The organism is Burkholderia cepacia (assembly GCF_029962485.1).
GTDB lineage: Bacteria > Pseudomonadota > Gammaproteobacteria > Burkholderiales > Burkholderiaceae > Burkholderia.
Map to the genome: position 1 here is coordinate 3349680 of NZ_CP073637.1, position 25009 is coordinate 3374688.

Annotated in this window: 24 protein-coding genes and 1 pseudogene; 14 read left to right on the forward strand and 11 right to left on the reverse strand. The window is 66.1% G+C overall.

Annotated elements, in window-relative coordinates; translation table 11 throughout:
- Positions 1-8: 8 nt before the first annotated feature.
- Positions 9-491 (forward strand): hypothetical protein, encoded by a 483-nt coding sequence (locus tag KEC55_RS15590; protein ID WP_282506121.1) that lies wholly within the window; start codon positions 9-11, stop codon positions 489-491.
- Positions 491-709: a hypothetical protein gene (locus KEC55_RS15595; RefSeq protein ID WP_176049487.1), complete on the forward strand. Its 219-nt coding sequence runs from the start codon at positions 491-493 to the stop codon at positions 707-709. Before KEC55_RS15590 ends, KEC55_RS15595 begins: the two co-directional genes overlap by 1 nt.
- Before the next feature lie 92 nt (positions 710-801).
- Here KEC55_RS15595 and KEC55_RS15600 read toward each other — a convergent pair whose 3' ends face one another.
- A complete protein-coding gene (locus tag KEC55_RS15600) occupies positions 802-1638 on the reverse strand; it encodes an FTR1 family iron permease (RefSeq protein ID WP_282506122.1) in 837 nt (278 codons plus the stop codon).
- A gap of 12 nt (positions 1639-1650) precedes the next feature.
- On the reverse strand, positions 1651-1983 hold the full coding sequence (locus KEC55_RS15605; protein WP_282506123.1) for a cupredoxin domain-containing protein: 333 nt from the start codon (positions 1981-1983) through the stop codon (positions 1651-1653).
- A gap of 329 nt (positions 1984-2312) precedes the next feature.
- On the opposite strand from KEC55_RS15605, the gene KEC55_RS15610 reads away from it, so the two are divergent.
- On the forward strand, positions 2313-2513 hold the full coding sequence (locus KEC55_RS15610; RefSeq protein WP_021162112.1) for a heavy-metal-associated domain-containing protein: 201 nt from the start codon (positions 2313-2315) through the stop codon (positions 2511-2513).
- Positions 2514-2573: 60 nt separating this feature from the next.
- Here the strand turns inward: KEC55_RS15610 and KEC55_RS15615 are convergent, their stop codons facing one another.
- Positions 2574-4064: an aldehyde dehydrogenase gene (locus tag KEC55_RS15615; RefSeq protein ID WP_282506124.1), complete on the reverse strand. Its 1491-nt coding sequence runs from the start codon at positions 4062-4064 to the stop codon at positions 2574-2576.
- A gap of 88 nt (positions 4065-4152) precedes the next feature.
- A complete protein-coding gene (locus KEC55_RS15620; protein ID WP_176049483.1) occupies positions 4153-4704 on the reverse strand; it encodes a cupin domain-containing protein in 552 nt (183 codons plus the stop codon).
- Between the two features lie 413 nt (positions 4705-5117).
- Between KEC55_RS15620 and KEC55_RS15625 the strand changes: the two genes are divergently transcribed.
- The 11 genes and pseudogenes from KEC55_RS15625 to KEC55_RS15675 all read left to right on the forward strand — a co-directional run bounded on the left by KEC55_RS15625 (position 5118) and on the right by KEC55_RS15675 (position 18022).
- The gene (locus tag KEC55_RS15625; RefSeq protein WP_072437498.1) at positions 5118-5342 is read left to right on the forward strand and encodes a hypothetical protein; all 225 of its coding nucleotides are present in this window, start codon (positions 5118-5120) and stop codon (positions 5340-5342) included.
- 283 nt (positions 5343-5625) lie between these two features.
- Positions 5626-6411: a gamma-glutamyl-gamma-aminobutyrate hydrolase family protein gene (locus tag KEC55_RS15630; RefSeq protein ID WP_282506125.1), complete on the forward strand. Its 786-nt coding sequence runs from the start codon at positions 5626-5628 to the stop codon at positions 6409-6411.
- A 30-nt stretch (positions 6412-6441) separates the two neighbouring features.
- Positions 6442-7779, forward strand: coding sequence for a glutamine synthetase family protein (locus KEC55_RS15635; RefSeq protein ID WP_166962644.1), 1338 nt, complete (start codon positions 6442-6444; stop codon positions 7777-7779).
- A gap of 37 nt (positions 7780-7816) precedes the next feature.
- A complete protein-coding gene (locus KEC55_RS15640; RefSeq protein ID WP_282506126.1) occupies positions 7817-9250 on the forward strand; it encodes an aspartate aminotransferase family protein in 1434 nt (477 codons plus the stop codon).
- Between the two features lie 60 nt (positions 9251-9310).
- On the forward strand, positions 9311-10426 hold the full coding sequence (locus tag KEC55_RS15645) for a polyamine ABC transporter substrate-binding protein (protein WP_166962640.1): 1116 nt from the start codon (positions 9311-9313) through the stop codon (positions 10424-10426).
- A gap of 188 nt (positions 10427-10614) precedes the next feature.
- Positions 10615-11769 (forward strand): ABC transporter ATP-binding protein, encoded by a 1155-nt coding sequence (locus KEC55_RS15650; RefSeq protein WP_282506127.1) that lies wholly within the window; start codon positions 10615-10617, stop codon positions 11767-11769.
- Positions 11770-11779: 10 nt separating this feature from the next.
- Complete coding sequence (locus KEC55_RS15655) at positions 11780-12766, forward strand: ABC transporter permease subunit (RefSeq protein ID WP_282506128.1); 987 nt, start codon at positions 11780-11782, stop codon at positions 12764-12766.
- Complete coding sequence (locus tag KEC55_RS15660) at positions 12763-13602, forward strand: ABC transporter permease subunit (RefSeq protein WP_059232999.1); 840 nt, start codon at positions 12763-12765, stop codon at positions 13600-13602. Before KEC55_RS15655 ends, KEC55_RS15660 begins: the two co-directional genes overlap by 4 nt.
- A 115-nt stretch (positions 13603-13717) precedes the next feature.
- Positions 13718-15290 (forward strand): annotated as a pseudogene (locus KEC55_RS15665) (DUF3138 family protein).
- A 99-nt stretch (positions 15291-15389) separates the two neighbouring features.
- Positions 15390-16694 (forward strand): NAD(P)/FAD-dependent oxidoreductase, encoded by a 1305-nt coding sequence (locus tag KEC55_RS15670; RefSeq protein WP_282506129.1) that lies wholly within the window; start codon positions 15390-15392, stop codon positions 16692-16694.
- A 26-nt stretch (positions 16695-16720) separates the two neighbouring features.
- Positions 16721-18022: an NAD(P)/FAD-dependent oxidoreductase gene (locus KEC55_RS15675; RefSeq protein ID WP_282506130.1), complete on the forward strand. Its 1302-nt coding sequence runs from the start codon at positions 16721-16723 to the stop codon at positions 18020-18022.
- An 87-nt stretch (positions 18023-18109) separates the two neighbouring features.
- Here KEC55_RS15675 and KEC55_RS15680 read toward each other — a convergent pair whose 3' ends face one another.
- The 7 genes from KEC55_RS15680 to KEC55_RS15710 form a co-directional block, all read right to left on the reverse strand.
- Positions 18110-18775 (reverse strand): DUF799 domain-containing protein, encoded by a 666-nt coding sequence (locus KEC55_RS15680; protein ID WP_282506131.1) that lies wholly within the window; start codon positions 18773-18775, stop codon positions 18110-18112.
- A 14-nt stretch (positions 18776-18789) separates the two neighbouring features.
- A complete protein-coding gene (locus tag KEC55_RS15685; RefSeq protein WP_282506132.1) occupies positions 18790-19233 on the reverse strand; it encodes a DUF4810 domain-containing protein in 444 nt (147 codons plus the stop codon).
- A gap of 83 nt (positions 19234-19316) precedes the next feature.
- Positions 19317-19988 (reverse strand): CsgG/HfaB family protein, encoded by a 672-nt coding sequence (locus KEC55_RS15690; RefSeq protein WP_282507541.1) that lies wholly within the window; start codon positions 19986-19988, stop codon positions 19317-19319.
- Between the two features lie 630 nt (positions 19989-20618).
- Entirely contained in the window at positions 20619-21974 is a 1356-nt protein-coding gene (gene gor, locus KEC55_RS15695) for a glutathione-disulfide reductase (protein WP_282506133.1), read from the reverse strand.
- Between the two features lie 244 nt (positions 21975-22218).
- Positions 22219-22449, reverse strand: a complete 231-nt coding sequence (locus KEC55_RS15700; protein ID WP_176050721.1) for a hypothetical protein — start codon at positions 22447-22449, stop codon at positions 22219-22221.
- A gap of 375 nt (positions 22450-22824) precedes the next feature.
- Complete coding sequence (locus KEC55_RS15705) at positions 22825-23946, reverse strand: porin (protein WP_011353454.1); 1122 nt, start codon at positions 23944-23946, stop codon at positions 22825-22827.
- A gap of 316 nt (positions 23947-24262) precedes the next feature.
- On the reverse strand, positions 24263-24961 hold the full coding sequence (locus KEC55_RS15710; RefSeq protein WP_282506134.1) for a YoaK family protein: 699 nt from the start codon (positions 24959-24961) through the stop codon (positions 24263-24265).
- Positions 24962-25009: the final 48 nt, after the last annotated feature.

Consider the following 25009-nt stretch of genomic DNA (forward strand, 5'->3'; position numbering starts at 1 on the left):
GAGAGACAATGGTAAGACTGATTGGATGCGGTTTGCTGGCGCTGACGTTCGCGTCGACGGGCTGGGCCGCCGAGCATTACGTCGAGGTCTGGAACCCGCCCGAGGCGCGACATCCGGCGGCACGTACGCCGGATGCCCGTATGCCGGATGCCCGTGCACCGGCCGCGCGCACGGGCGCCGATGCGCGCACCGGCAAGAGCGCGGAGAAGCACGCGAGCGTCACGCCGAAAACCGCCGCGAAGCCGCACAAGCGCCGTGTCGCGCAAGCCGTGAAAGCCGGTTCGCATCACCCGGCCGCAACCGCGACTGAAACGCCAGCCGCACCGCGCCCCGTCGCGCAGCCTGCGCCGGGCCGCCTCACGGTGATGCACCCTGCCGGCGCCGACGAGACGCACGCGCTAAACTTCTCCAACATCCCGCGTCAATACACGCCGGACGGCAACGTGCTGCAGGTCGGCACGCACGGCCGCTCCGCGGAGGTGACTCGATAATGGAAGCGCAGACCTACCACGGCTACCAGATCTGGGGCCATGCGATCCTGCAGCAGGACGAGATCATGCAGCCCGATCGCTTCGCGGCGAGCGGCACGATCACGCAGAACAACCGGCTCGTCGAAGCGTCCGGTGTGCTCGGCGTGTTCGATACCGAAGACGACGCGCGCAATGCGGGGCTCGAATGGGCGCGCGCCTGGATCGATAACCACCGCTGATCCGGCCGCGCCAGCGCGCACATACCGATCGCGAATCGCACATGCAAGAAGGGGCGTCATCGACGCCCCTTCTTGCATTCGAACCCGGATATTCAGGCGGTGGCCCGTGGCGGCCTCACCGTCTCCTGCGGCCGGCCGACGAGCCGCGTCAGCCCGACGATCGCCACCAGCGTCCCGACATACGCGGCGATCTGGATGCCCGCCGGACGCGCGGTATAGCCGATCAGCGTATGCAGTGCCTTGCCGACGATGCTCGATTCCTTGAGCAGCCACGACGTGTCCCAGATCGCATCGCCCCACGACGGCACGAGCCCCGCGGCCAGCAGGAAGCCGACGCACTGGCTCGCCATGCCTGCCGCGAGCAGCACGATCAGCGCGTTGGTGACGGAGAACAGGCGCTTCAACGGAATCTGCAGCAGGCCCGCATACATCGCGTAGCCGAGCCCGGCGCCGCCGAGCACGCCGAGCAGCCCGCCGGCGATCATCTGCGGCGTCTGTCCCGGATCGCCGGCCGCGATCCCGTAGAGGAACAGCACGGCCTCGGAACCTTCGCGCAGCACCGCGACACCGACCACGATGGCGAGGCCCGTCAGCGGCCGGCTGCCGGCCGCGACGGCCCGGCCGACTTCGCCCATGTGCAGCGCCATCTCGCGGCCGTGCCGGCTCATCCAGATGCAGTGCCACGCGAGCATCAGCGTCGCGACGAACATCACGCCCGCGTTGAAGACTTCCTGCCCCATGCCGGACGCCCACTGCGAGATCACGTCGGCGAACGCCGCGATCAGGCCGGCGCCGATCACGCCGCCGGCCAGCCCGCCGCTCACCCACCAGCCGCGTCGCGGCACGCCCTTCGTGGCGGCCATCACGATCGAGACCACCAGCGCGGCCTCGAGCACTTCACGAAAAACGATCAGGGCAGTCGACAGCATGTCGGTATCCGCTTACTTGACGGTCAGGTGCGTCTTCGACTGCGCTTCGTGATACTCGTCGTGGAACTCGTAGGTCCCGGCCTTCAGCGGCCCGATCAGGATCTCGACCGACTTGCCGGCGGGAATGACCTTCTCCGCTTTGAAGTCGTCGCTCTCGAATTCCGCGGGCGTCGCGTCGAGGTTCTTCACGACGAATTTCACCTTCTTGCCGGCGGGAATCGTCACGCCATCGGGCGAAAACTTGTGGTCCTTCAGGGTCAGGTTGACGACGTCGTCGGCAGCGAATGCGGACGTTGCCGATGCGCCCAGCAGGGCCAGCGCGAAGCCGAAAGCAAAACGATTCATGGTCGGAAACGGAGAACGGATCTTGAGGGGAATCGATAGTAAGATCGATTCGCATTTCCACATCGAATGCCCGTGTTGCCACCATGGAAATAGTGCTTCACATCGTTTCGCAGCACGTTGTCCCGAAAGGCTTTTCCCGATGCGCGACGCCGCACGGCAACGGTCAATCGGGCCAAACACCGACCGCCTGCGCGGCGGTGCACCGATTCGTCCGACCACGGCCTGACGCGTCATCGGCCGCACGGTATCCTGCACACAACGCTTGACCTTCCCACCATGGCAAACTTCATGCTGACGGTGTTCGTCAATCGTCAACTCAGGAGAACACGATGGAATTCGAAGTCCAGGACATGACCTGCGGCGGCTGCGCCAATGCAATCACGCGCGCGGTGACGGCTGCCGATCCCGCCGCGAAGCTCGACATCGACGTCGCGGCGAAGATCGTCAAGGTCGAATCGGCGCAAGGCGCCGAACGCGTGCAGTCGATCATCGAAGCCGCCGGCTTCCACCCCGCGCTGCGCACCGCCTGACGCGCGCCCGGGATGGCGGGCGCACCGCCGAACGGCGATGCGCCCGTGCATGGCCGCGCGTCAGCGCAGCCGGATCAGCGTCGACTTCAGCTCGGTGTATTTCTCGAGCGCATGCAGCGACTTGTCGCGGCCGTTGCCCGACTGCTTGTAGCCGCCGAACGGGAAGTTCATGTCGCCCCCCTCGTCGTAGCAGTTCACCCACACCGTCCCCGCACGCAACCGGCGCGACACGTCGTGCGCGGTCGTCAGGTTCGACGTCCACACGGCCGCAGCCAGCCCGTATTCGGTGTCGTTCGCGATCCGCACCGCTTCGTCGACATCGTCGAACACAATCACCGACAGCACGGGCCCGAAGATTTCCTCGCGTGCGATCTTCGCATCGGGTTTCACCTCGAACACTGTTGGCTCGACGTAGAAGCCGCCCGTCTCCTCCTTCACGCGCGCACCGCCCGTGACGAGCCTGCCTTCGCCGCGCCCCGCCTCGATATAACCGAGCACGCGCTCGAGCTGGACGCCGTCGACAATCGCGCCCATCGACACCGACGGATCGAGCGGATTGCCCGGCACGTACGCACGCGCGGCCGCCACGAGCTTCTCGATGAATGCGTCCTTGATGTCGCGATGCACGAGCAGCCGCGAACCGGCCGTGCACATCTCGCCCATGTTGTAGAAGATCGCGCCGGCCGCCGTTTGCGCGGCACGGTCGAGATCGGGGCAATCGGGCAGCACGATGTTCGGCGACTTGCCGCCGAGTTCGAGCCATGCGCGCTTCAGGTTCGACTGCGCCGCGTACTGCATGATCAGCTTGCCGACGGCCGTCGAGCCCGTGAACGCGATGCAGTCCACGTCGCGATGCAGCGCGAGCAGCTTGCCCGGTTCGCCCGCGCCCGGCACGACGTTGAACACGCCGGCCGGGATGCCGGCTTCGAACGCGAGCTGCGCGACGCGGATCGCGGTCAGTGGCGATTTCTCCGACGGCTTCAGCACGACGCTGTTGCCGGCCGCGAGCGCGGGGCCGAATTTCCACGCGGCCATCAGGATCGGGAAGTTCCAAGGCACGACGGCCGCGACCACGCCGACCGGCTCGCGCGTGACGAGCCCGACCAGATGATGATCGGCCGGCGCGACCTCGCCGCCGACCTTGTCAATCGCTTCCGCGAACCATTCGACGCAGTACGCGGCGCCCGGTACGTCGACCGTCGTCGTGTCGCCGATCGGCTTGCCCGCATCGAGCGTCTCGAGCAACGACAGTTCGTCGAGATGCTCGCGCATCAGCGCGGCCCAGCGCAGCAGCACGGCCTTGCGCGCGCGCGGGTTCAGGCCGGCCCATACGCCCGCATCGAACGCGCGGCGTGCAGCCGCGACGGCTGCGTTCACGTCGGCTTCGCCGCACTCGGCGACCTTCGCCAGTACGCGGCCGTCGATCGGGCTCACGCAGTCGAACGTCTTGCCGCCATGCGCATCGCGCGACGCGCCGTCGATGAATGCGCGCCCATCGATCTTGAGCGACGCCGCCTTGTCCTGCCAGTCAGCCAAAGTCAACTTGTTCATCAGGATGCCTCAATGTTGTGACATTCGCGATGCGGCACGCCGCGTGCCTGGCGCGCGGCCGGCCGTCAGCGAATGGGGTGACGCGCGGTCAGAAGGTCGCCGGCGAATTGGCCGAGACGACCTCGCAGATCAGTTCCGCGCTGGGATTGCGAAAACGGTGCGGCAAACGGCTTTCGAAGTAGTAGCCGTCTCCGGGGTCGAGCAGCCACGTCGCGCCGTCGACGGTCAGCTCGAGCCGGCCCGACACGACGACACCGCCCTCGTGCCCCGCGTGCACGAGCATCTCGGGCCCCGTGTCGGCGTGCGGCTGATAGACCTCGCGCAGGATGCACATGTTGCGGTCCTTCACGCTCGCGCCCACCAGATGAAACGCGAGCGTGTCGTTGCCGAGGTTCGGCATCTCGTCACGACGCGAGACGACCGAGCGCGACTCGACGAGCTCGAACGTGAAGAACTCCGCAAGACTCATCGGTATGCATTCGAGCAGCTTCTTCAGCGAGCCGACCGACGGGCTCACGCGACCCTGCTCGATCAGCGAGATCGTGCCGTTGGTCACGCCGGCCCGCTTCGCGAGTTCGCGCTGCGACAGGCCATGCTTGTTGCGCACGAAGCGCAGGCGCTCGGCGACTTCGGTGGACATCGATTCGGTTTCGGACACGATAAGTGCGGTGACAAAGTGAAACGACGCAGTGGACAGCCGTTGAATATTCTAATCACTTTATGCCGCAGATCAGCGGGGAAAACCCTGAAAGGCGTTCGAAATAATGAACACCTCGCCGACTATTCCGTTTGCGAATCTTTTGTTCGCACTGCTCGGGAAACCCCTGATGCAGGACCGTTAAAAAACATTTGACGCCGTTTTTGGCTCGTATATGCTGGCTCTCAGGTCAGCGTCATTTAGTTTTCACAGGCAGCAAAAAGCGTTATTGCAACGCAAAAATTGATGCCCATCAATGTAAATGACGCATAACCGGCGCCTTGATTATTTTAAACGCCCAGCGCGTCGAGAAGATCGGGTGTTCAATACTTTCAACAACCCAGTCGAGTGTAATCGTGAGAGTCCGTGGCCCTCTGGTGAGGTGGGATCGAAGCGTGGCGCGAAGTTCGCGCAGCGCGGCATCCCCTTCCGATGGCAGTTGCGGCTGGCATAGTCCTCGCCTGCAGCATCTGTCGATCTACACCATCCTGTCCCGTCGTTCCGTTCGGCGCCACAACGCCGTATCCGCACGCGCATTCGTCGCCGTCGATACCGACGAAGTGGCGTCGCTGCTGCCATAGCGCCTCTCCTTTCTTAACGTCGTTCGTTTCGTCTGCCGATTCGCCAACCGCATGGTCCGTGCGGTGACGGAACGCGTTCGCGCATTCGTTGCCGCGTCGCGTGTCGCAATGAAACGAACGACGGCCTGATCGTCGCGCGCAGCGCGGATCGCCACGCCATCCCGTTGCGCCCATTCACCAGCGGCCTTGCGCTTTGCGCCAGGCTGCGGGGCTGTTGCACGTCTGCGTTTCGCGCCGTCCGGCGAGATGCACGCAACAACCCTCCGGATAACTGATTGACGTCATGGAAAGGAAACCCCTCGTCGGCCTCACCGCCGACCTCACGCAAATCGGCGCACACGCGTCGCACACGATCGGCGACAAATACGTCGCCGCGATCGTCGACGGCGCGCACGCGTTCGCGATGGTGCTGCCCGCGCTCGGCGAGCGCCAGTCGGTCGACGACGTGCTCGCCACGGTCGACGGGCTGCTGTTTACCGGCAGCTACTCGAACGTCGAGCCGCACCTGTATGGCGGCGAACCGAGCGCGCCCGGCACGAAGCACGACCCGGCACGCGATGCGACGACGTTGCCGCTGCTGCGCGCCGCGATCGCCGCGGGCGTGCCCGTGCTGGCCGTCTGCCGCGGCTTCCAGGAGCTGAACGTCGTCTGCGGCGGCACGCTGCACCAGCGCGTGCATGAAGTGCCGGGCCTCGCCGATCACCGCGAGGACGACGATGCGCCGATGGACACGCAATACGGCCCCGCGCACGTCGTGCGCCTGACGCCCGGCGGCAAGCTGCACGCACTCGCCGGCGGCCGCGACGAAGTGCTCGTGAACTCGCTGCACAAACAGGGCATCGCGCAGCTCGGCTCCGGCCTCGCCGTCGAAGCCGTCGCACCGGACGGCCTGATCGAGGCCGTGAGTGTCGTCGACGCACCGGCTTTCGCACTCGCCGTGCAGTGGCACCCCGAATGGCGCCATGCGCAGGACCCGCTGTCGAGCGCGATCTTCCGCGCCTTCGGCGAAGCCTGCCGCGCCCGCCGCACTGCCCGCACGCGCGCCATGGCCGCCGCCGCGCTCGCCTGAGCGCGCCGACCCAAACCAACGAGAACAGACATGCAAGACATCGAAAGCTTTCTGAAGCAACACCGGATCACCGAAGTCGAGGCGATCATTCCCGACATGGCCGGCATCGCGCGCGGCAAGATCACGCCGCGCAACAAATTCACCTCCGGCGAATCGATGCGCCTGCCGCAAGCCGTGATGGTGCAGACCGTCACCGGCGAATATCCGGAAGACGGCTCGCTCACCGGCGTGACCGACCCCGACATGGTGTGCGTGCCCGACGAATCGACGATCCGCCTGATCCCGTGGGCCATCGACCCGACCGCCCAGGTGATCCACGACTGCGTGCACTTCGACGGCTCGCCGGTCGAGATTTCGCCGCGCTACGTGCTGCGCCGCGTGCTCGACCTGTACAAGGCGAAGGGCTGGAAGCCGGTCGTCGCACCGGAACTCGAGTTCTACCTCGTCGACATGAACAAGGACCCGGACCTGCCGCTGCGTCCGCCGGTCGGCCGCACGGGCCGCCCCGAAACGGGCCGCCAGTCGTATTCGATCGAGGCCGTCAACGAGTTCGACCCGCTGTTCGAGGACATCTACGAGTACTGCGAGGCACAGAACCTCGACATCGACACGCTGATCCACGAAGTCGGCGCCGCGCAGATGGAGATCAACTTCATGCACGGCGACGCGCTGTCGCTGGCCGACCAGGTGTTCCTGTTCAAGCGCACGGTGCGCGAGGCCGCGCTGCGTCACAACATGTACGCGACGTTCATGGCCAAGCCGATGGAAGACGAACCGGGTTCGGCGATGCACGTGCACCAGAGCATCGTCGACGAGGAGACGGGCCAGAACCTGTTCACGTCGCAGGAAACCGGCGGCGCAACGTCGATGTTCTACAACTACCTCGCGGGGCTGCAGAAGTACACGCCGGCGCTGATGCCGATCTTCGCGCCGTACATCAACTCGTACCGCCGGCTGTCGCGCTTCATGGCCGCGCCGATCAACGTGCAGTGGGGCTACGACAACCGCACGGTCGGCTTCCGCATCCCGCACTCGGGCCCGTCGGCACGCCGCATCGAGAACCGCATCCCGGGCGTCGACTGCAACCCGTACCTCGCGCTTGCCGCGACGCTCGCGGCCGGCTACCTCGGCATGACGCAGCGCCTGGAGCCGACCGAGCCGCTCGTCAGCGACGGCTACGACCTGCCGTACCAGTTGCCGCGCAACCTCGAGGAAGGGCTGACGCTGATGGCCGCGTGCGAACCGCTCGGCGAGATCCTCGGCCACAAGTTCCTGAAGGCGTATTTCGCGCTGAAGGAAACCGAATACGAAGCGTTCTTCCGCGTGATCAGCTCGTGGGAACGCCGCCATCTGCTGCTGCACGTTTAAACGCGCGCACAACCGAATACGGAATCACGGAGGAAACATGACTTACCGCAACGAATCTGCCTGGATCCAGCCGGCCGCGCCGGCCGCCGCGCCGCGCGCAGCACAGGCACGCACGACCGCCGAATACCGCGCGCTCGACGCCGCGCACCACATCCACCCGTTCTCGGACATGGGCGCGCTGAACCGCGCCGGCAGCCGCGTGATCGTGAAGGCCGACGGCGTCTACCTGTGGGATTCGGAAGGCAACAAGGTGATCGACGGGATGGCCGGCCTGTGGTGCGTGAACGTCGGCTACGGCCGCAAGGAACTCGCCGACGCCGCGTATCGCCAGCTGCAGGAACTGCCGTTCTACAACACGTTCTTCAAGACCACGCACCCGCCGGTGATCGAACTCTCCGCGATGCTCGCGGAAGTCACGCCGGCCGGCTTCAACCACTTCTTCTATTGCAACAGCGGCTCGGAAGGCAACGACACCGTGCTGCGCCTCGTGCACCAGTACTGGCGCGTGCAGGGCAAGCCGCAGAAGAAATACGTGATCTCGCGCAAGAACGGCTACCACGGCTCGACGATCGCAGGCGGCACGCTCGGCGGGATGGGCTACATGCACGAGCAGATGCCGTCGAAGGTCGAGCACATCGTGCACATCGACCAGCCGTATTTCTTCGGCGAAGCGCAGCCGGGCGAAACGCCGGAAGCGTTCGGCCTCGCCCGCGCGCAGCAGCTCGAAGCGAAGATTCTCGAACTCGGCGCGGAGAACGTCGCCGCGTTCATCGGCGAGCCGTTCCAGGGCGCGGGCGGCGTGATCTTCCCGCCGTCGACGTACTGGCCGGAAATCCAGCGGATCTGCCGCAAGTACGACATCCTGCTCGTGGCCGACGAGGTGATCGGCGGCTTCGGCCGGACCGGCGAATGGTTCGCGCACCAGCACTTCGGCTTCGAGCCGGATCTGATCACGATGGCCAAGGGCCTCACGTCGGGCTACGTGCCGATGGGCGCGGTCGGCATTCACGAGCGTGTGGCGCGGCCGATCATCGACAACGGCGAATTCAATCACGGGCTCACGTACTCAGGCCACCCGGTGGCGGCGGCCGTCGCGGTCGCGAACCTGAAGCTGCTGCGCGACGAAGGGATCGTCGAGCGCGTGAAGAACGACACCGGCCCGTACTTCCAGGCGCTGATGCGCGAGACCTTCGCGCGTCACCCCATCGTCGGCGAGGTGCACGGTCACGGCCTCGTCGCGAGCCTGCAGCTCGCCGAATCGCCGGCCGATCGCCGTCGCTTCGCGAACGGCGGCGACGTCGGCACGATCTGCCGCGACTTCTGCTTCAACGGCAACCTGATCATGCGTGCGACCGGCGACCGGATGCTGCTGTCGCCGCCGCTCGTGATCACGCGCCAGGAAATCGATGAACTCGTGTCGAAGGCAAAGAAGGCCGTCGATGCAACCGCCCAGCAACTGGGTATTTCGTAACGGCTTTGCCTACAGGCGTGCGGCGGGCGCCGCACGCCCCATAACCAGGGGAATTCCACCATGCGTGCCTGCTTTCTTCGCCAAGCCTGTTCTGTTGCCGCCCTCGCCGCCGCGGCAGCGTTCACGTCAGTCGCCAGTCCGTCGGCGCATGCCGAGGACCTGAACGTCTACAACTGGTCCGACTACATCGCACCGGACACGATCCCGAACTTCCAGAAGCAGACGGGCATCCACGTCAAGTACGACAACTACGACAGCGACGACACGCTTCAGGCGAAGCTGCTTGCCGGCAGTTCGGGCTACGACATCGTCGTGCCGACGTCGAACTACATGGCCAAGCAGATCCAGGCCGGCGTGTACCAGAAGCTCGACAAGTCGAAGCTGCCGAACCTCGCGAACCTCGATCCGCTGCTGATGAAGATGATCTCCGACGCCGATCCGGGCAACCAGTACGGCGTGCCCTGGGCCTACGGCACGGACGGCATCGGCTACAACGCGCAGGCGGTGAAGAAGGCACTCGGCGACAAGGCGCCGGTCGACAGCTGGGCACTGGTGTTCGACCCGGCCAACATGGAAAAGCTGAAGGGCTGCGGCGTGTCGTTCCTCGACCAGGCCGTCGACGTGTTCGCCGCCACGCTGCAGTACATGGGCAAGGATCCGAACAGCAAGAACCCCGGCGATTACCAGGCAGCCTTCGAAGTCCTGAAGAAAGTCCGCCCGTACATCACCCAGTTCAACTCGTCCGGCTACATCAACGACCTCGCGAACAACGACGTGTGCGTCGCGCTCGGCTGGTCGGGCGACGTCGGCATCGCGCATCGCCGCTCGGCCGAAGCGAAGCGTTCGTACGACATCAAGTTCTCGAACCCGAAGGAAGGCGGCCTGCTGTGGTTTGACGTGATGGTGATCCCGAAGGATGCACCGCACCCCGAGGCCGCACTGAAGTGGATCAACTACGTGTCCGATCCGAAGGTCAACGCGGCGATCACCAACACGGTGTTCTATCCGACCGCGAACAAGGCCGCGCACCAGTTCGTCACGCCGGGCGTCGCGCAGGATCCGACCGTCTACCCGCCGGAAGACGTGCTGAAGAAAATGGTGCTGATGAAGCCGATGCCGGCCGACATCCTGCGCCTCCAGAACCGCCTGTGGGCCCAATTGAAGACCGGCCACTGATCGCCAAGCATTCCGGCGGCGCAGGCATCGCTTCACGCCTGCCCGCCTGAGATCCGCGGACCTCCGTCCGCCCGCGCGCGCCGCGCGCACTGTTCCATCCGGCACGAGCCGTCGTCCGCGAGTCGCATTGTGCGCCTCGTGCGGGGACGCTCACGCCTGCAATCCGTGAAGAACGAATGGTGACTCCCATGCAATCGATACCCTCTTCCGCTGCTGCAAGACAGACCCAACCGGCCGCCGCGGCCCGCCCGCAAAACGACGCATTTGTGCGCATCGAAAACGTCGTGAAGAAATTCGGCGACAGCACGGCCGTCGACAACGTGAACCTGACGATCGCGAAAAACGAGCTGTTCGCGCTGCTCGGCAGCTCGGGCTGCGGCAAGTCCACGCTGCTGCGCATGCTCGCCGGGCTGGAAACGGCGACCTCCGGCAAGATCTTCGTCGACGGCGAGGACCTCGCGTCGCTGCCGCCGTACCGCCGCCCGGTGAACATGATGTTCCAGTCGTACGCGCTGTTCCCGCACATGACGGTCGAATCGAACGTCGCATTCGGCCTGAAGCAGGAAGGCACGCCGAAGAACGAGATCAAGGAGCGCGTGGCCGATGCGCTCGCGCTCGTGCAGATGAGCAAGTACGCGCAGCGCAAGCCGCATCAGCTCTCCGGTGGCCAGCAGCAGCGCGTCGCGCTGGCCCGCTCGCTGGTCAAGCGCCCGAAGCTCCTGCTGCTCGACGAGCCGATGTCGGCGCTCGACAAGAAGATCCGCCAGAAGACCCAGCTCGAACTCGTGAACATCATCGAGAAGGTCGACGTGACCTGCGTGATGGTCACGCACGACCAGGAAGAGGCGATGACGATGGCCAGCCGCCTCGCGGTGATGAGCGAAGGCAAGATCGTGCAGATCGGCGCGCCGGGTGAAGTCTACGAATTCCCGAACAGCCGCTTCTCGGCCGAATTCATCGGCTCGACCAACCTGTTCGAAGGCCGCGTCGTCGAGGACGAACCCGATCACATCTTTGTCGAGAGCGACGACCTCGAAGCGCGCATGTACGTGAGCCACGGCATCACCGGGCCGCTCGGGATGCCGGTCGGCATCTCGGTGCGCCCGGAGCGCATCCACGTGTCGCGCGAGAAACCGGGTTCGAAACACAACTGGGCGCGCGGCGTCGTGACCGACATCGCGTACATGGGCAGCTACTCGCTGTACCACGTGCGCCTGCCGAGCGGCAAGACGGTGGTGTCGAACCTGTCGAGCTCGCACCTGATGAGCGACAACGCGCCGGCCTGGAACGACGACGTGTTCGTGTCGTGGTCGCCGGCCAGCGGCGTCGTGCTGACGCAATGAGGACGACGCGATGAGAACCTCTGCTTCCACGCCTTCCACGCCGGTGTCTGCCGGCGCCGCGAGCACCGGCGCCGGCCGGTCGCGCCCGGGCCGCTTCGCCGCGCTGTCGCGCTTCCTGCCGTCGGGCCGAAGCGTCGCGATCGGCGTGCCGTTCCTGTGGCTCGCGGTGTTCTTCGCGCTGCCGTTCGTGCTGGTGCTGAAGATCAGCTTCGCCGACCAGGTGATGGGCATCCCGCCGTACACGTCGCTCGTCGAGTTCAAGGACGGCGTCGTGCACTTCGCGCTGCAGCTGTCGCACTACGCGTTCCTGCTGCAGGACGACCTGTACATCGCGACCTACCTCAGCTCGCTGAAGATGGCCGCCGTGTCGACCGTACTGTGCCTGCTGATCGGCTATCCGATGGCGTACTACATCGCGCGCTCGGAGCCGAACCGCCGCAACGTGCTGATGATGGCCGTGATGCTGCCGTTCTGGACCTCGTTCCTGATCCGCGTCTATGCATGGATCGGCATCCTGAAGGACGACGGCCTGCTGAACCACACGCTGATCGCGCTGGGCATCATCCACACGCCGCTGCGTCTCTACCACAGCGATGCGGGCGTCTACATCGGGATGGTCTATTCGTACCTGCCGTTCATGGTGATGCCGCTGTACGCGCACCTCGTGAAGATGGACCTGACGCTGCTCGAAGCCGCGTACGACCTGGGCGCGAAGCCGTGGGTCGCGTTCACGCGCATCACGCTGCCGCTGTCGAAGAACGGGATCATCGCCGGCAGCCTGCTGGTGTTCATCCCGGCAGTCGGCGAGTACGTGATTCCGGAGCTGCTGGGCGGCGCCGACACGCTGATGATCGGCCGCGTGATGTGGGATGAATTCTTCAACAACATGGACTGGCCGATGGCGTCCGCGGTGACGGTCGCAATGGTGCTGCTGTTGCTGGTGCCGATGGCGCTGTTCCAGTACTACCAGGTCAAGGAACTGGAGGAAGCGAAATGATCAAGCCGAGCAAACCGCTGTCGACGGGCGTCCTCGCCTTCGGCTTCCTGTTCCTGTACATCCCGATCATCAGCCTGATCGTGTACTCGTTCAACGAGTCGAAGCTGGTGACGGTGTGGTCGGGCTTCTCGCTGAAGTGGTACGCGGCGCTGCTGGAGGACGACGAGCTGCTGACGGCCGCGTGGCTGTCGCTGAAGATCGGCCTGCTGACGGCGACCGCGTCGGTCGTGATCGGCACGTGGGCAGGCTTCGTGCTCGCGCGCTTCGGCCGCTTCAAGGGCTTCACGCTGTACACGGGGATGATCAACGCGCCGCTGGTGATTCCGGAAGTGATCCAGGGCATCTCGCTCTTGCTGCTGTTCGTGGCGCTGGAGCAGATGTTCGGCTGGCCGAAGGGTCGCGGGATGGTGACGATCTGGATCGGTCACGTGATGTTGTGCGTGTCGTACGTGGCGATCATCGTGCAGTCGCGTGTGAAGGAGATGAACAAGTCGCTGGAGGAGGCGGCGCTGGATCTGGGCGCGACGCCGCTGAAGGTGTTCTTCGTGGTGACGCTGCCGTTGATCTCGCAGGCGCTGCTGTCGGGGTGGCTGCTGTCGTTCACGCTGTCGATCGACGACCTGGTGCTGTCGGCGTTCCTGTCGGGGCCGGGGTCGACGACGCTGCCGCTGGTGGTGTTCTCGCGCGTGCGGCTGGGGCTGAACCCTGAGATGAACGCCCTGGCGACGCTGTTCATCACGGCCGTGACGATCGGCGTGATCGTCGTGAACCGGATGATGATCGCGCGCGAGCGGCGCCGGATGGCCGACCTGAAGGCGGCGTTTGCGGCAGCCTGACGACGCACCTCCCGCTTCAAGGATAACAAGCACTGCAGACAAACAAGACGCGCTGCCCCAGGGGGGCGCGCGATTCGATCCCGATTTGACAGGCGCACGACAAGGAGAATCCGCAATGAAGAAGAAACTGATCTGCCTGCTGGTGGCCGGCGCGTTGCCGGGCATCGCGCTGGCCGACTCGACATCCGCCGAGATCAAGGCGCTGCAGGCGCAGGTCGCGGCACTGCAGAAACAGATGAAGTCGATGCAGGCGCTGCTCTCGGCGAAGGGCGGTGCCGCGACCGCGCAGGCCGGCGCGAAGGCCGGAGCAGCGCCGGTCGCAGTGGCCGTCGACCCGGGGCTCGCCGGACTATGGCAAGGCGCAGGCCACGCTGACCAACGACGAAGTCGGCGAAATGAAGCAGCAGATCGCCAACCAGCAGCTGAAGGTCGATTCGCTGACCGACGCGGCCAACACGGGCCCGCTCGCCGGCCTGTCGGTCACGGGCTACATCGACCCGACCTACATCTACAACCGCGCGGCCGGCACGTCGTCGTTCCTGTTTGCGAACCACGAGAACGCGTACAACTACTTCAACAGCACGTTCGGCGATCTCTACCTCGACATCAAGAAGACGTTCGGCGTCGGCCCGATGGCGCCGTCGGCCGAGATCACGTTGATGCCGAACCGCGGCAACGGCATCACGCTGCTGCAGAACTCGCGCGGCTCGATCACCGACAACCTGCTGAACACGGCCGTCATCAACGTGCCGATCACCGCCGAGACGACGCTGGTCGCCGGCTTGATCCCGAGCTTCGGCGGCTACGAGGTGCAGCAGTCGAACCAGATGCTCACGCTCACGCACAACCTGCTGTACGATTTCTCGGATCCGGGCAGCTACGTCGGCGTCGGCGCGAACTACACGAAGGGCAACTGGGCGTGGAAGTTCTTCCTCGGCAACGAGCAGTACCGCACGTACGGTTCGGTCACGCAGACGGGCGTGAATGCGCTCGGCGACCCGATCACCACCAGCAACAGGGTGCCGACATTCACCGCGCGCGCGGACTACACGTGGTCGAGCGCGCTTGACCTCGGCGGTTCGTTCAACATCGGCCGCCAGACGCTGTCCAGCGCGATCGATTCGAACGGCGTCGTGCACTACGGGTCGGGCGCCAACGCGCCGAGCGCCTACGGTTCGTTCTTCTTCGGCGAACTCGACGCGACCTACACGCTCGCCGATATTCAGTACAACGCGGAAGTCGACTACGGCCGGCAGCAGCATGCCGCGTTCAACGGCGGGCTCGCGCAGTGGTACGGCCTGTCGCTGCTCGCGCACCGCAAGTTCAACGCGCCGGTGGTCGGCCGCATGGGCGTGACGCTGCGCTACGACCTGCTCGCCAACTCGAAGAACGGCGGCGGCGGTGGCGGCATCGCGCTGAACGGCAACGGGATGGATCCGAGCAACGGCTTCGGCGTCGACGCGGACTGCCTCGCGCAGTCGAAGGCCGGCGGCGGCCTGGGCTTCGAGTGCAAGGGGGCGGTACGCCAGGACGTCGCGCTCGACCTGCTGTTCTATCCGACCCAGCAGATCACCGTGAAGGTCGAATACCGGCACGACTGGGCGAACAACAAGGTGTTCCTGCGCAACGACGGTTCGTACGGCAAGTCCAACGACCTGCTCGCCACGCAGTTCATCTATTCGTTCTGACGCAGCACACGCGGGACGCCGTGCCGCGCGCACGGCGTCCCGCGCCGTTTTCAGGGGTGGCTGCGAGCAGGTTGCAGCCTTTTCGAGGGAGCCGGTTTCATGACGCAGTCTTTCACCCGCCGCGCCGATGCGCTCGCGCGCGACTCGTACTACGAGGCAACGGTCACACGGCCCGTGGTTGACGACCCTGAGCTCGAGGCGGCGATCGACGTCGACGTCTGCGTGATCGGCGCCGGCTTCGCGGGCCTGTCGACGGCGCTCGACTGTCGCGCGCGCGGGCTGTCCGTCGCCCTGATCGATGCGCACCGGCCGGGCTGGGGCGCGTCGGGCCGCAACGGCGGCCAGGCCATCACCGGCTTCGCGAAGGACGAGGTGATCGAGCAGCAGCTCGGCGCCGACGGCGCACGTGCCGCGTGGTCGCTGTCGCTCGACGGCGTCGCGCTGATCGCCGAACGCATCGCGCGCTACGGGATCGACTGCGACTTTACGCGCGGCTACCTGACGGTCGCGACGAAGCCGCGCCGCATCGACGACCTGCGCGCATGGATGGAGGCCGCGACGTCGCGCTGGGGCCATCCGTCGCTCGCGTGGCTCGACACCGGCGAGATCCAAGCACGCGTTGCATCGACGCGCTATCTGGCCGGCGTGCACGATCCGCTGTCGGGCCACCTGCATCCGCTCAAGTACTGCCTCGGCCTCGCCGACGCCGCGCGCCGCGAAGGTGTCGCGCTGTATGCGCACACGCCGGCGCTCGACGTCGTGCGCGGCGCGCGGCCCGTCGTGCGCACGCCGTCGGGCGAGGTACGCTGCCGCTACGTCGTGTCGTGCTGCAACGCGGGGCCCGGCGGCATCCTGCCCGCCGCGACCGCCGCCCGCATCGCACCGATCGCGTCGTACATCATCGCAACCGAGCCGCTCGGCCAGGCGCGCGCCGACGCACTGATCGCCCGGCGCGAAGCCGTGTGCGACAACAATTTCTTCCTCGACTATTTCCGGCTGTCGGCCGACCACCGGATGCTGTTCGGCGGTCGCGCGAACTCGGCCGGCGCGTCGCCCGCCACGCTTGCCGAAACGATCCGGCAGCGCATGGTCGGCGTGTTCCCGCAGCTCGGTGACGTGCGCGTCGACCACGCGTGGGGCGGCTTCGTCGACGTCACGCGCAACCGCGCGCCGGATTTCGGCGCACTCGATCCGAACTTCTTCTACGTCCAGGGCTTCAGCGGGCACGGCGTCGCGCTCACCGGCATTGCCGGACGCGCGATCGCCGGTGCGATCGCGGGCGATACGCGCGCGTTCGACCTGTTTGCACGCGTGCGTCACCGGCGCTTTCCCGGCGGCGACGCATGGCGGCAACCCGCGCTCGAGCTCGGGATGCTGTACCACCGCGTGCGTGAACTGTTCTAAGCCCCCCTTTCTCCGTTCTCCTGACCATGCAGACATTCGCCAACCAGCCGCACGTCGCGTCCTACTACGCGGCGACCGCCAACGATACGACCCGCCACGCGCCGCTTGCCGGCACGATCGACGCCGATGTGTGCGTGATCGGCGCGGGCCTCACGGGCCTGTCCGCCGCGCTCAACCTCGCCGAGCGCGGCCATTCGGTGACCGTGCTCGAAGCATCGCGGGTCGGATGGGCGGCGAGCGGCCGCAACGGCGGCCAGCTGATCGGCGGCTTTGCGTGCGACATCGACACGTTCGGGCAGTTCATGCCGGAAGGCGACGTGAAGCGCATGTGGGACATGGGGCTCGAAACGCTATCGCTCGTGAAGTCGCGCATCGCACAGCACGACATCGACTGCGCGCTGGTGCCCGGCTACCTGACCGCGGCGAACACCGAGCGCGACGCCGATTCGCTGAAGCGCTGGCGCGACGAAGCCGCGAAACGCTTCGGCTACGACCGTTTTCACTTCGTCGAAGCCGAGGAGCTCGGCGACTACGTGCAGTCGGCCCGCTATTGCGGCGGGCTGTACGACCCCGACAGCGGCCACCTGCATCCGCTCAACTACACGCTCGGCCTCGCGCGTGCGGCGACCGACGCGGGCGTGCGCATCCACGAGGGCAGCTGCGTGACACGCGTGCGCGACGTGTCGGGCGGCCACGTCGTCGAGACGGGCGGCGGCAACGTGCGCGCGCGCTTCGTCGTGCTCGCGTGCAACACCTACATCGGCACGCTCGCGCCCGCGCTGTCGAAGAAGATCATGCCGGTCGGCACCTACGTGATCGCGACGGAGCCGCTCGGCGAAGCGCGCGCCGCCGCGCTGATGCCCGCACGCGCGGCGATCTGCGACAGCCGCTTCGTGCTCGACTATTTCCGGCCGGCGCCCGACACCCGGCTCGTGTGGGGCGGCAAGGTGAGCTATTCGACGCGGGAGCCGCGCGACCTCGCCGCGGCGATGCGTGCGGACATGCTGAAGACGTTCCCGCAACTCGCGGACGTGAAGGTCGACTATGCATGGGGCGGCTTCGTCGACATCACGATGAACCGCGCGCCGCACTTCGGCCGTATCGCGCCGACGATGTACTTCGCGCAGGGGTTCTCGGGGCACGGCGTGAACACGACCGCGCTCGCGGGCAAGCTGATCGCCGAAGCGATCAATGGACAGGCGAGCCGCTTCGACCTGTTCGACAAGATCCGGCATCGCGACTTCCCCGGCGGCGAGGCGCTGCGTACGCCGGCACTGGTGCTCGCGATGAGCTGGTACCGGATGCTCGACGCGTTCGGCGTGCATTGAGCGGCCTGCACGCCGCGCCAATGCGAAACGGCCGCGCGGATGCGCGGCCGTACTGTTGCGTCACGGTGATGCGGCAACGCGCATCGCTCAGTCCGTGCCGTACTTCGGCGAATGCGGGCCGTACAGCAAGCCGGCCGGCGGGCCGGCCGACAGCAGGCGCCCGCTCGTGAACGCGGCGACGTCGTGACTCTGATCCATCAACGTATTCGCGATCTGCTTGACCGCGGCCACCACGAGCATGCCGATCAGGCCGCCGCCACCGTTGTTGCCGCCCTCGTCGCTGCTCGCACTCGCCTGCCCCTGCCACAGCACATCCCCGGTGCGCAGATCGACGAGCTTCGCCGACGCCGACACGACCGTCGCGCTCGCGAGAATCCGGTAGACGGTGCCGTACTGCGACACCTTCGAATACAGCGCGGCATCCGCGCCGAAGATCTCGCGCAGTTTCGCAGGCGGCGTCTCCTGGATCTCGGCCGCATTGGTCAGGCCGTTCTGCTTGAAGGTCTCGTCCATCACGGCAACCGGCACGACGTAATAGCCGGACTCGGCGAGCGGTAGCGTCATCTGCGACAGCACCCCGTAGGTCGCGCCGACGTCGGAGGTTTCGTTGACGGGCGGCAGCACGAGAATCGAGCGCGGCTGGCTCTTCTTGAACGCCGTGTAGTCGGGCCGTTTAACCGGCTGCGCGCATGCGCTCAGCAGCGCAACGATCGACAGCACGAACGTCAGCTTGAATGAGAGTGTCTTGATCATGGCTGGCGCGTCGCTCACTGTTTGGCGGTGGTCGGGTCGGCGTTTTTCTGACCGGCGACCGTCTGGTCGACGGTCTTCTGGCCAGCCGCCTTCGGGTCGGCGGCCTTCGGCGCGCCGCCTTTCTTTTTCAGCAGGAAGTCCATGTAGGTCGCGGACTCCGGAAACAGCTGCTTCTCGGCCTGCAGCTCCTGTTCCGCCTGCTGCTCGCTGCCGATGCTCGCGTACAGCATGCCGAGGTGCGCATGGAAGCCCGGCGGCGGCGTATGCCCCTTGCCGCGAATGTCCTGCAGTGCTTTCTCGAGCGCGTCGATCTGCTCCTGCGGCGATTTCTGCCCCTTGAAGTATTCGTACACCTGCGGCTGATAGCCGGTCCACTGATAAAGCGGCGGCGTGGAGCTCGCGCAGCCGGCGAGCAGCAAGGCGGCGGCCGTCGCCGGCAGCCAGTTACCCCGTTTCATGGTCTTTTCTCTTGTAATGTCGTGGTGAATCGGTCCAGCGGCGCACCGGCTCCGGCGCCCCGCTGCGGCAAGTCGCGCGACGGTTACTGCGCGGCCTTCAGCGCCCCGGCGTCGACCTGGTCGACGAGATGATTCACGGCCTCCTGGATCGCGAGGTCCAGCACCTTGCCGTTGAGCGTCGAGTCGTAGCCGGCCGTGCCGCCGAAGCCGATCACCTCCCGGTTCGACAGGCTGAATTCGCCCGCACCCTGGCTCGATGCGACGACTTCCGACGTCGTCGTATCAACGATGTTCAGGTTGACCTTCGCGTAGGCGACCTGCGTCTTGCCGCGGCCGAGGATGCCGAATAGCTGGTGATCGCCGACGTCCTTGCGGCCGAACTCGGTCACGTCGCCCGTCACCACGTAGTTCGCGCCCTTCACGGCCTGCGCCTTCTTCATGAAACCGGCTTCCTGCTTGATCTCGTCGAGGTTCTCGCGATCGAGCACGTTGAAGCGCCGGCTTTGCTGCAGGCGCGTGACGAGGATCGTCTTCGCCTGCCCGCCGAGGCGGTCGATGCCGTCGGAGAAGATGCCGCGCATGTAGCTCGATCGGTTGTCGAACTTGCCGATCGCGATCGCGACGGGTTTGCCCGCATACGGCTTCTGCGCGCTACTGACGGCCGGCACGTCGAGCGTACGCGACGATTCGGTCGCGCAGCCGGACAGCGCTGCGACGACCGCGGCCGCCACGAGGACGGTGCGTCGTGTCTGAATGTTCACTGCTGGTCTCCTTGCATGGAAAGTTGGCCCTGGGCGGGCGCGCCGGCTCGCGGACGATCCGGCGGTCGAAACAGCTACGGCGCGAACGGATACGCACGCATCGGCGCGATGCGTGCGTGCGGATTCATCGCCGGGCAGGCGATGGCGACATATGGCGGACGGGGGCGCGCAACGAACGTGTTGCGGCAAAGGAAGGAGGCGCGACGCAATGCGCGACTGGTTCGCGCGCGCCGATTATCGCTTTATTGTGATTGCTGCGTAGCGGATTACGCATGGCCGACCCCGTATATGATTTTTTTCGATCATATCAAGGCCGCTTATTGAGACGGGGGTTCTTGATAATAGTTGACGATTTTCGTACTTATCTGAAAATCACGATTACTCGTGAAAATCCTTGTCGCAAAATACCTGGCTGACACGCGGACAAAATACCCCGTTTTTTTGTTATCGGAGCGGCACGCCGTTCGCCCGGCCGATCACGATTCGCCCAGGCAACATTAGCGACACCTCAAAAACAATCGCCGCGATCGCTCGATCGTCGATGCGTCGTTAATCGGCTCGCCGGCCAATGCGCAATCCGGCAATCCAGTCGCGCGCGTGCCGACATGCGCGCGACTGCGCCCGCTAATCAGCCAGCTTCTGCCGCATCGTCACGAATTCCTCCGCCGCGGTCGGATGAATACCGATCGTGTCGTCGAACTGCGCCTTCGTCGCGCCCGCGCGAATGGCGATCGCGATGCCCTGGATGATTTCGCCCGCGTCGCGGCCGACCATGTGCGCGCCGACCACGCGCTGGCTGTCGCGCGCGACGACGAGCTTCATCATCGTGCGCTCGTCGCGGCCCGACAGCGTATGGCGCAGTGCCTTGAACGACGTACGGTAGATGTCGACCTCGCCATGCGCGTGACGCGCGTCGGCCTCGGTCTGGCCGACCGTCGCGACCTCGGGCTGGCTGAACACGGCCGACGGCACGTAGCCATGATCGGCCGCGACACGCGCCCCGCCGAACAGCGTGCGCGCGAGCAGCGCGCCGTCGCGCGTCGCGACCGGCGTGAGCTGCGGCCGCGACGTCACGTCGCCGATCGCGTGGATCGACGGCACCGACGTCGCCGAATACGCATCGACGGCAATTGCGCCGCGCGCGTCGAGCAACACGCCCGCCTGTTCGAGCCCGAGCCCGTCGACGTTCGGCACGCGGCCGGTCGCATAGAGCACCTGATCGTACGGCCCGAACCGCGCATCGCCGACGCGCACGCTCAGCGTGCCGTCGTCCGCGCGTTCGATCGACTCGACCACCGCACGCGCGTGGATCGCGACGCCCTGCTTCGTCATCTCGTCGGTCAGGAACTGGCGCACGTCGTCGTCGAAGCCGCGCAGGATCTTCTCGCCGCGATAGAACAGGTCGACGTGACTGCCGAAACCATTGAAGATGCCCGCGAACTCGACCGCGATATAGCCGCCACCGACCACCGCGATGCGCTTGGGGCACGTCGCGAGCGACAGCGCCTCGCGCGACGTGATCGTGTGCTCGATGCCGGGCCGCGCCGGCGACGACGGGCGCGAGCCGGTCGCGATCGCGATATGCCGCGCGCGGATGCTGCGTTCGCCGATTGCGACGGTGTGCGCATCGACGAGCGTCGCGCGGCCCGCGTGCATGTCGACGCCCGATTGCCGCAGCAGGTTGATGTAGATGTCGCTGAGCCGGTTGATCTCGCGATCCTTCGCGGCGATCAGCGCGGACCAGTCGAGCGTGCCGGCGCCGAAGGTCCAGCCGAAGCCCTTCGCGTCCTCGACTTCATGCGGATAGTGCGATGCGTAGACGAGCAGCTTCTTCGGGATGCAGCCGCGCAGCACGCAGGTGCCGCCGATCTGCTCTTCTTCCGCTATGCCGACGCGTGCGCCATATGACGCGGACATCCGCGCGAGCCTCACGCCGCCGGAGCCGGCGCCGATGACGAACAGGTCGTAGTCGAAATCCATCGCATTCCCTCATCGCAGTTCGGATGAAGGCACGATAGCAAGATTCGGGGATTCGTGCGGAGCACGGCGCGACCAGGCGCGCGCCCAATAAAAAACGGCGAGAGACGTGGCCTCTCGCCGGTCAAACCAGCTGCCGGGTGTGTCATGCGTCACCGATCGACCGCATGCCCGACCTGCCGGCTGCGCGGCACCGGTCCGCCCGGGCGCGCGAAGGGCGCGCCCGCGGCCGGACCAGCCGCCATGCTCATGCCTGCGACGTGTCGCTGCCGTCCGTCGCCTGCGTGTCGTCTGCCTGCTGCTGGGGCTGCTCTTCCTTCTTCTTCTCGAGCAGACCTTCGACTGCCTCGGCGCCCTTGAAACCGGCGACGGCCGCAGCCGCCTTGGTCAGCAGGCCCGCATCCGGATCCAGCTTTTCCGCGCCTTCGACGGCTGCGACTGCGCCAGCGATTTCACCCACGGTGTCCAGGATACCCATCGTCATCCCCTTTCAAGAAAATCGTGAGCGCATCGTCCCACGAAAAAAACCGGCAGACCGCGATTGTCATCACCGGATACACAAGTTACGCACCTGGCCGGCCGCGCTCTTCGAGCGCCACCGGAACGACGCACGCGCGAGCCTGACGGCACGCAGCGGGCGATGCACGCAGCGTAGCGGAAAGCCTTCGCGCGTACTGTAAAAGTATGTTCTGGAATGCCGACGGAACGCTTACGGCGCGGGACTTCCGCAATGGAGCGATTGCCGAATAGTCGTGCGCGCGTATGAAGGTCGCGTGACGAAAAAAAAAAGGCTCCGTGCGGAGCCTCTTCGATGCGCGCCGGGCCAATGCCGGCGCATGCGTTCCGACGTTCGTCAGAAGATATTGCGCAAGCCGATCGCGATGCCGGTCTGGTTGCTGCGACCCGGCAGCTCGACGTTCGCCGCGCCGTTCGTCTTGTTGAAGTCGACGGTGCCGTAGACTTCGGTGCGCTTGCTCAGTGCGTACTCGGCGATGCCGACGATCGCATAGCGGTTGCCGCTCGCGAGCGTGCCGTTGGTGGTCATCGCATTGCGCATGTGGTCGTAGTAGAACGCACCCGTCAGCGTCAGCGGCGCACTGACCTGCCAGCTCACGCCCGCGAACGGACCGTCGTCGATCCGGCCCGTGCCCTTCGCGACCGGAATCGACTGCTGCGCGAGCAGGCTGTCGACGAAGCCGGTGTCGTCCTTCGAGCGCAGGTAGCCCGCGTAGATCTTCGCCTTGCTGAACGCGTACACGACGTTCGCGTGGTAGATCGTCTGCTTGCGTGCCGAGTTGTCGCTGTTCTGCTGCGCGCCGGCCGCGATGCTGAGCGGACCCATCACGTACGACAGCGACACGCCCCACGCATTGCCCTTGCCGAGCGAGCCCGGGATCTGGCCCGAGAAGCCGCCGGCGCCGGTCGATTCATAGTTGGTGCCGGTCGAGTACATCGCCTTCGCGGTCAGGCCTTCGAACTTGCCCGTGTACTTGATCTGGTTGTCCGCATACAGGCCGCCGCCGAGTGCGACCGGCAGCCACGCGTTTTCGAGGTAGTTGCCGACCGTCAGCGGATCGTAGGTATCCGACAGCAGGTCGAACAGCGGCGTCTTCTGGCGGCCGAGGGTCACCGTGCCGTACGGGCTCTGCAGGCCGACGTACGCTGCGCGGTTGAACAGGCGGCCGCTGTCGGCGAATGCGCCGTTCTGCAGGTTCACGCCGCTTTCGAGGTTGAACACGGCCTTCAGGCCGCCGCCGAGGTCTTCCGTGCCGTAGATGCCGAAGCGGCTGTTGGTGATCGCGCCGTTGGTCATCGACAGCAGGCCGTCGTTCTTGGCATTGGCGTTGGTCAGGTAACGGATGCTGGCGTCGGCGACGCCCCAGAGCGTGACCGAGCTTTGTGCGGCCGCGTACTGGCTGGCAAATGCGAGCGCGGCGCCCCCTGCGATGGCTGCGAGTCGGGTGGTCTGCTTCATGAGCTTTCCTTTTTGTAGGTGTCTCCGTTCATGGCCGGCCGCGTGCGCAGCCGGGTGGCGATCGCGCACGTTCTTGGCGCGCGCGATGTGGGCTGAATCATATGACGAGTGCGATCGCTGAAAGAAATTGAAATGCGCGGTAATGGCGGAACTGTCGCCCGCGCACAACGTTACGCGTGTGACGCTTGTCCGGCGGGCGGCAGGCGCTGCGCGGCAGCAACCGGCCGCGCGGCTTACGGTGCGTCGGGTCTGTAAGGATCGCGCGGCCGGCGCCGCGGAACGGACGGGCGCACGGGGGCACCCGTGGGGTGCGCGGTCACGCCGCCGCCGGCCCGCCGTCGGCCGTGTGCCGGCGCCACGCGCGCCGCACGATTTCCGCGAATGCGCCGACGAGCAGCAGCACGGCGCCCCACAGCGCGACGTCCGGCACGAGCCGCGTCACGAGGCCGCCGGCCACCGCGCCGGCCAGGAAGCAGAAGCTGATCGTCGCGAGCAGCGCCGAGTCGTGCAGCGCGCCCGCGTCATAACGAGGGATCAGCCCGACGAACAGCTTCTGCGCGGCGCGCCGCAGGTTGCCGGTCGTCATCACCGACGTGTACGACAGTTCCTCGAGATGGGTGAAGGACAGCGTCTGCAGCGTCGCGACGAACGAGATGCCCGGGATCAGCCACGCGCTCGACGCGCCGACGAGGCCGCTCGCGGCGACGCCGAGAAACGCGATCTCGACGATCAGGCTCGCGAACGCCGTGTGCCGCATCCAGCCGCGCTGCGCGGCGAGGCCGAGCAGGTGCGCGACGAACACCGCGATCACGAAGCCGACGAGCGGCGGCACGTGATGCAGCGCGGCGGCCCATTCGCCGGCCGACAGGTTGATGCCGAGCAGCGCGACGTTGCCGGTCATCGTGTTCGCGAACACGTGGCCGTGGCCGACGTACGTGTACGCGTCGAGGTAGCCGCCGGACAGCGTGAGCAACGCGGCGACGGTGAGATTGCGGCTGGCGCCGTCGAGATCCATCGATCCTCCCGTCAAGATTCGCGCCAGTATGGCGCACGGGAAGCTACC

Bases quoted from the DNA above. Each gene is read 5' to 3' on its own strand.
- KEC55_RS15590 (WP_282506121.1), top strand. From the start codon at position 9: ATGGTAAGACTGATTGGATGCGGTTTGCTGGCGCTGACGTTCGCGTCG.
- KEC55_RS15595 (WP_176049487.1), top strand. From the start codon at position 491: ATGGAAGCGCAGACCTACCACGGCTACCAGATCTGGGGCCATGCGATC.
- KEC55_RS15600 (WP_282506122.1), bottom strand. From the start codon at position 1,638: ATGCTGTCGACTGCCCTGATCGTTTTTCGTGAAGTGCTCGAGGCCGCG.
- KEC55_RS15605 (WP_282506123.1), bottom strand. From the start codon at position 1,983: ATGAATCGTTTTGCTTTCGGCTTCGCGCTGGCCCTGCTGGGCGCATCG.
- KEC55_RS15610 (WP_021162112.1), top strand. From the start codon at position 2,313: ATGGAATTCGAAGTCCAGGACATGACCTGCGGCGGCTGCGCCAATGCA.
- KEC55_RS15615 (WP_282506124.1), bottom strand. From the start codon at position 4,064: ATGAACAAGTTGACTTTGGCTGACTGGCAGGACAAGGCGGCGTCGCTC.
- KEC55_RS15620 (WP_176049483.1), bottom strand. From the start codon at position 4,704: ATGTCCACCGAAGTCGCCGAGCGCCTGCGCTTCGTGCGCAACAAGCAT.
- KEC55_RS15630 (WP_282506125.1), top strand. From the start codon at position 5,626: ATGGAAAGGAAACCCCTCGTCGGCCTCACCGCCGACCTCACGCAAATC.
- KEC55_RS15635 (WP_166962644.1), top strand. From the start codon at position 6,442: ATGCAAGACATCGAAAGCTTTCTGAAGCAACACCGGATCACCGAAGTC.
- KEC55_RS15640 (WP_282506126.1), top strand. From the start codon at position 7,817: ATGACTTACCGCAACGAATCTGCCTGGATCCAGCCGGCCGCGCCGGCC.
- KEC55_RS15645 (WP_166962640.1), top strand. From the start codon at position 9,311: ATGCGTGCCTGCTTTCTTCGCCAAGCCTGTTCTGTTGCCGCCCTCGCC.
- KEC55_RS15650 (WP_282506127.1), top strand. From the start codon at position 10,615: ATGCAATCGATACCCTCTTCCGCTGCTGCAAGACAGACCCAACCGGCC.
- KEC55_RS15655 (WP_282506128.1), top strand. From the start codon at position 11,780: ATGAGAACCTCTGCTTCCACGCCTTCCACGCCGGTGTCTGCCGGCGCC.
- KEC55_RS15660 (WP_059232999.1), top strand. From the start codon at position 12,763: ATGATCAAGCCGAGCAAACCGCTGTCGACGGGCGTCCTCGCCTTCGGC.
- KEC55_RS15670 (WP_282506129.1), top strand. From the start codon at position 15,390: ATGACGCAGTCTTTCACCCGCCGCGCCGATGCGCTCGCGCGCGACTCG.
- KEC55_RS15675 (WP_282506130.1), top strand. From the start codon at position 16,721: ATGCAGACATTCGCCAACCAGCCGCACGTCGCGTCCTACTACGCGGCG.
- KEC55_RS15680 (WP_282506131.1), bottom strand. From the start codon at position 18,775: ATGATCAAGACACTCTCATTCAAGCTGACGTTCGTGCTGTCGATCGTT.
- KEC55_RS15685 (WP_282506132.1), bottom strand. From the start codon at position 19,233: ATGAAACGGGGTAACTGGCTGCCGGCGACGGCCGCCGCCTTGCTGCTC.
- gor (WP_282506133.1), bottom strand. From the start codon at position 21,974: ATGGATTTCGACTACGACCTGTTCGTCATCGGCGCCGGCTCCGGCGGC.
- KEC55_RS15700 (WP_176050721.1), bottom strand. From the start codon at position 22,449: ATGGGTATCCTGGACACCGTGGGTGAAATCGCTGGCGCAGTCGCAGCC.
- KEC55_RS15705 (WP_011353454.1), bottom strand. From the start codon at position 23,946: ATGAAGCAGACCACCCGACTCGCAGCCATCGCAGGGGGCGCCGCGCTC.
- KEC55_RS15710 (WP_282506134.1), bottom strand. From the start codon at position 24,961: ATGGATCTCGACGGCGCCAGCCGCAATCTCACCGTCGCCGCGTTGCTC.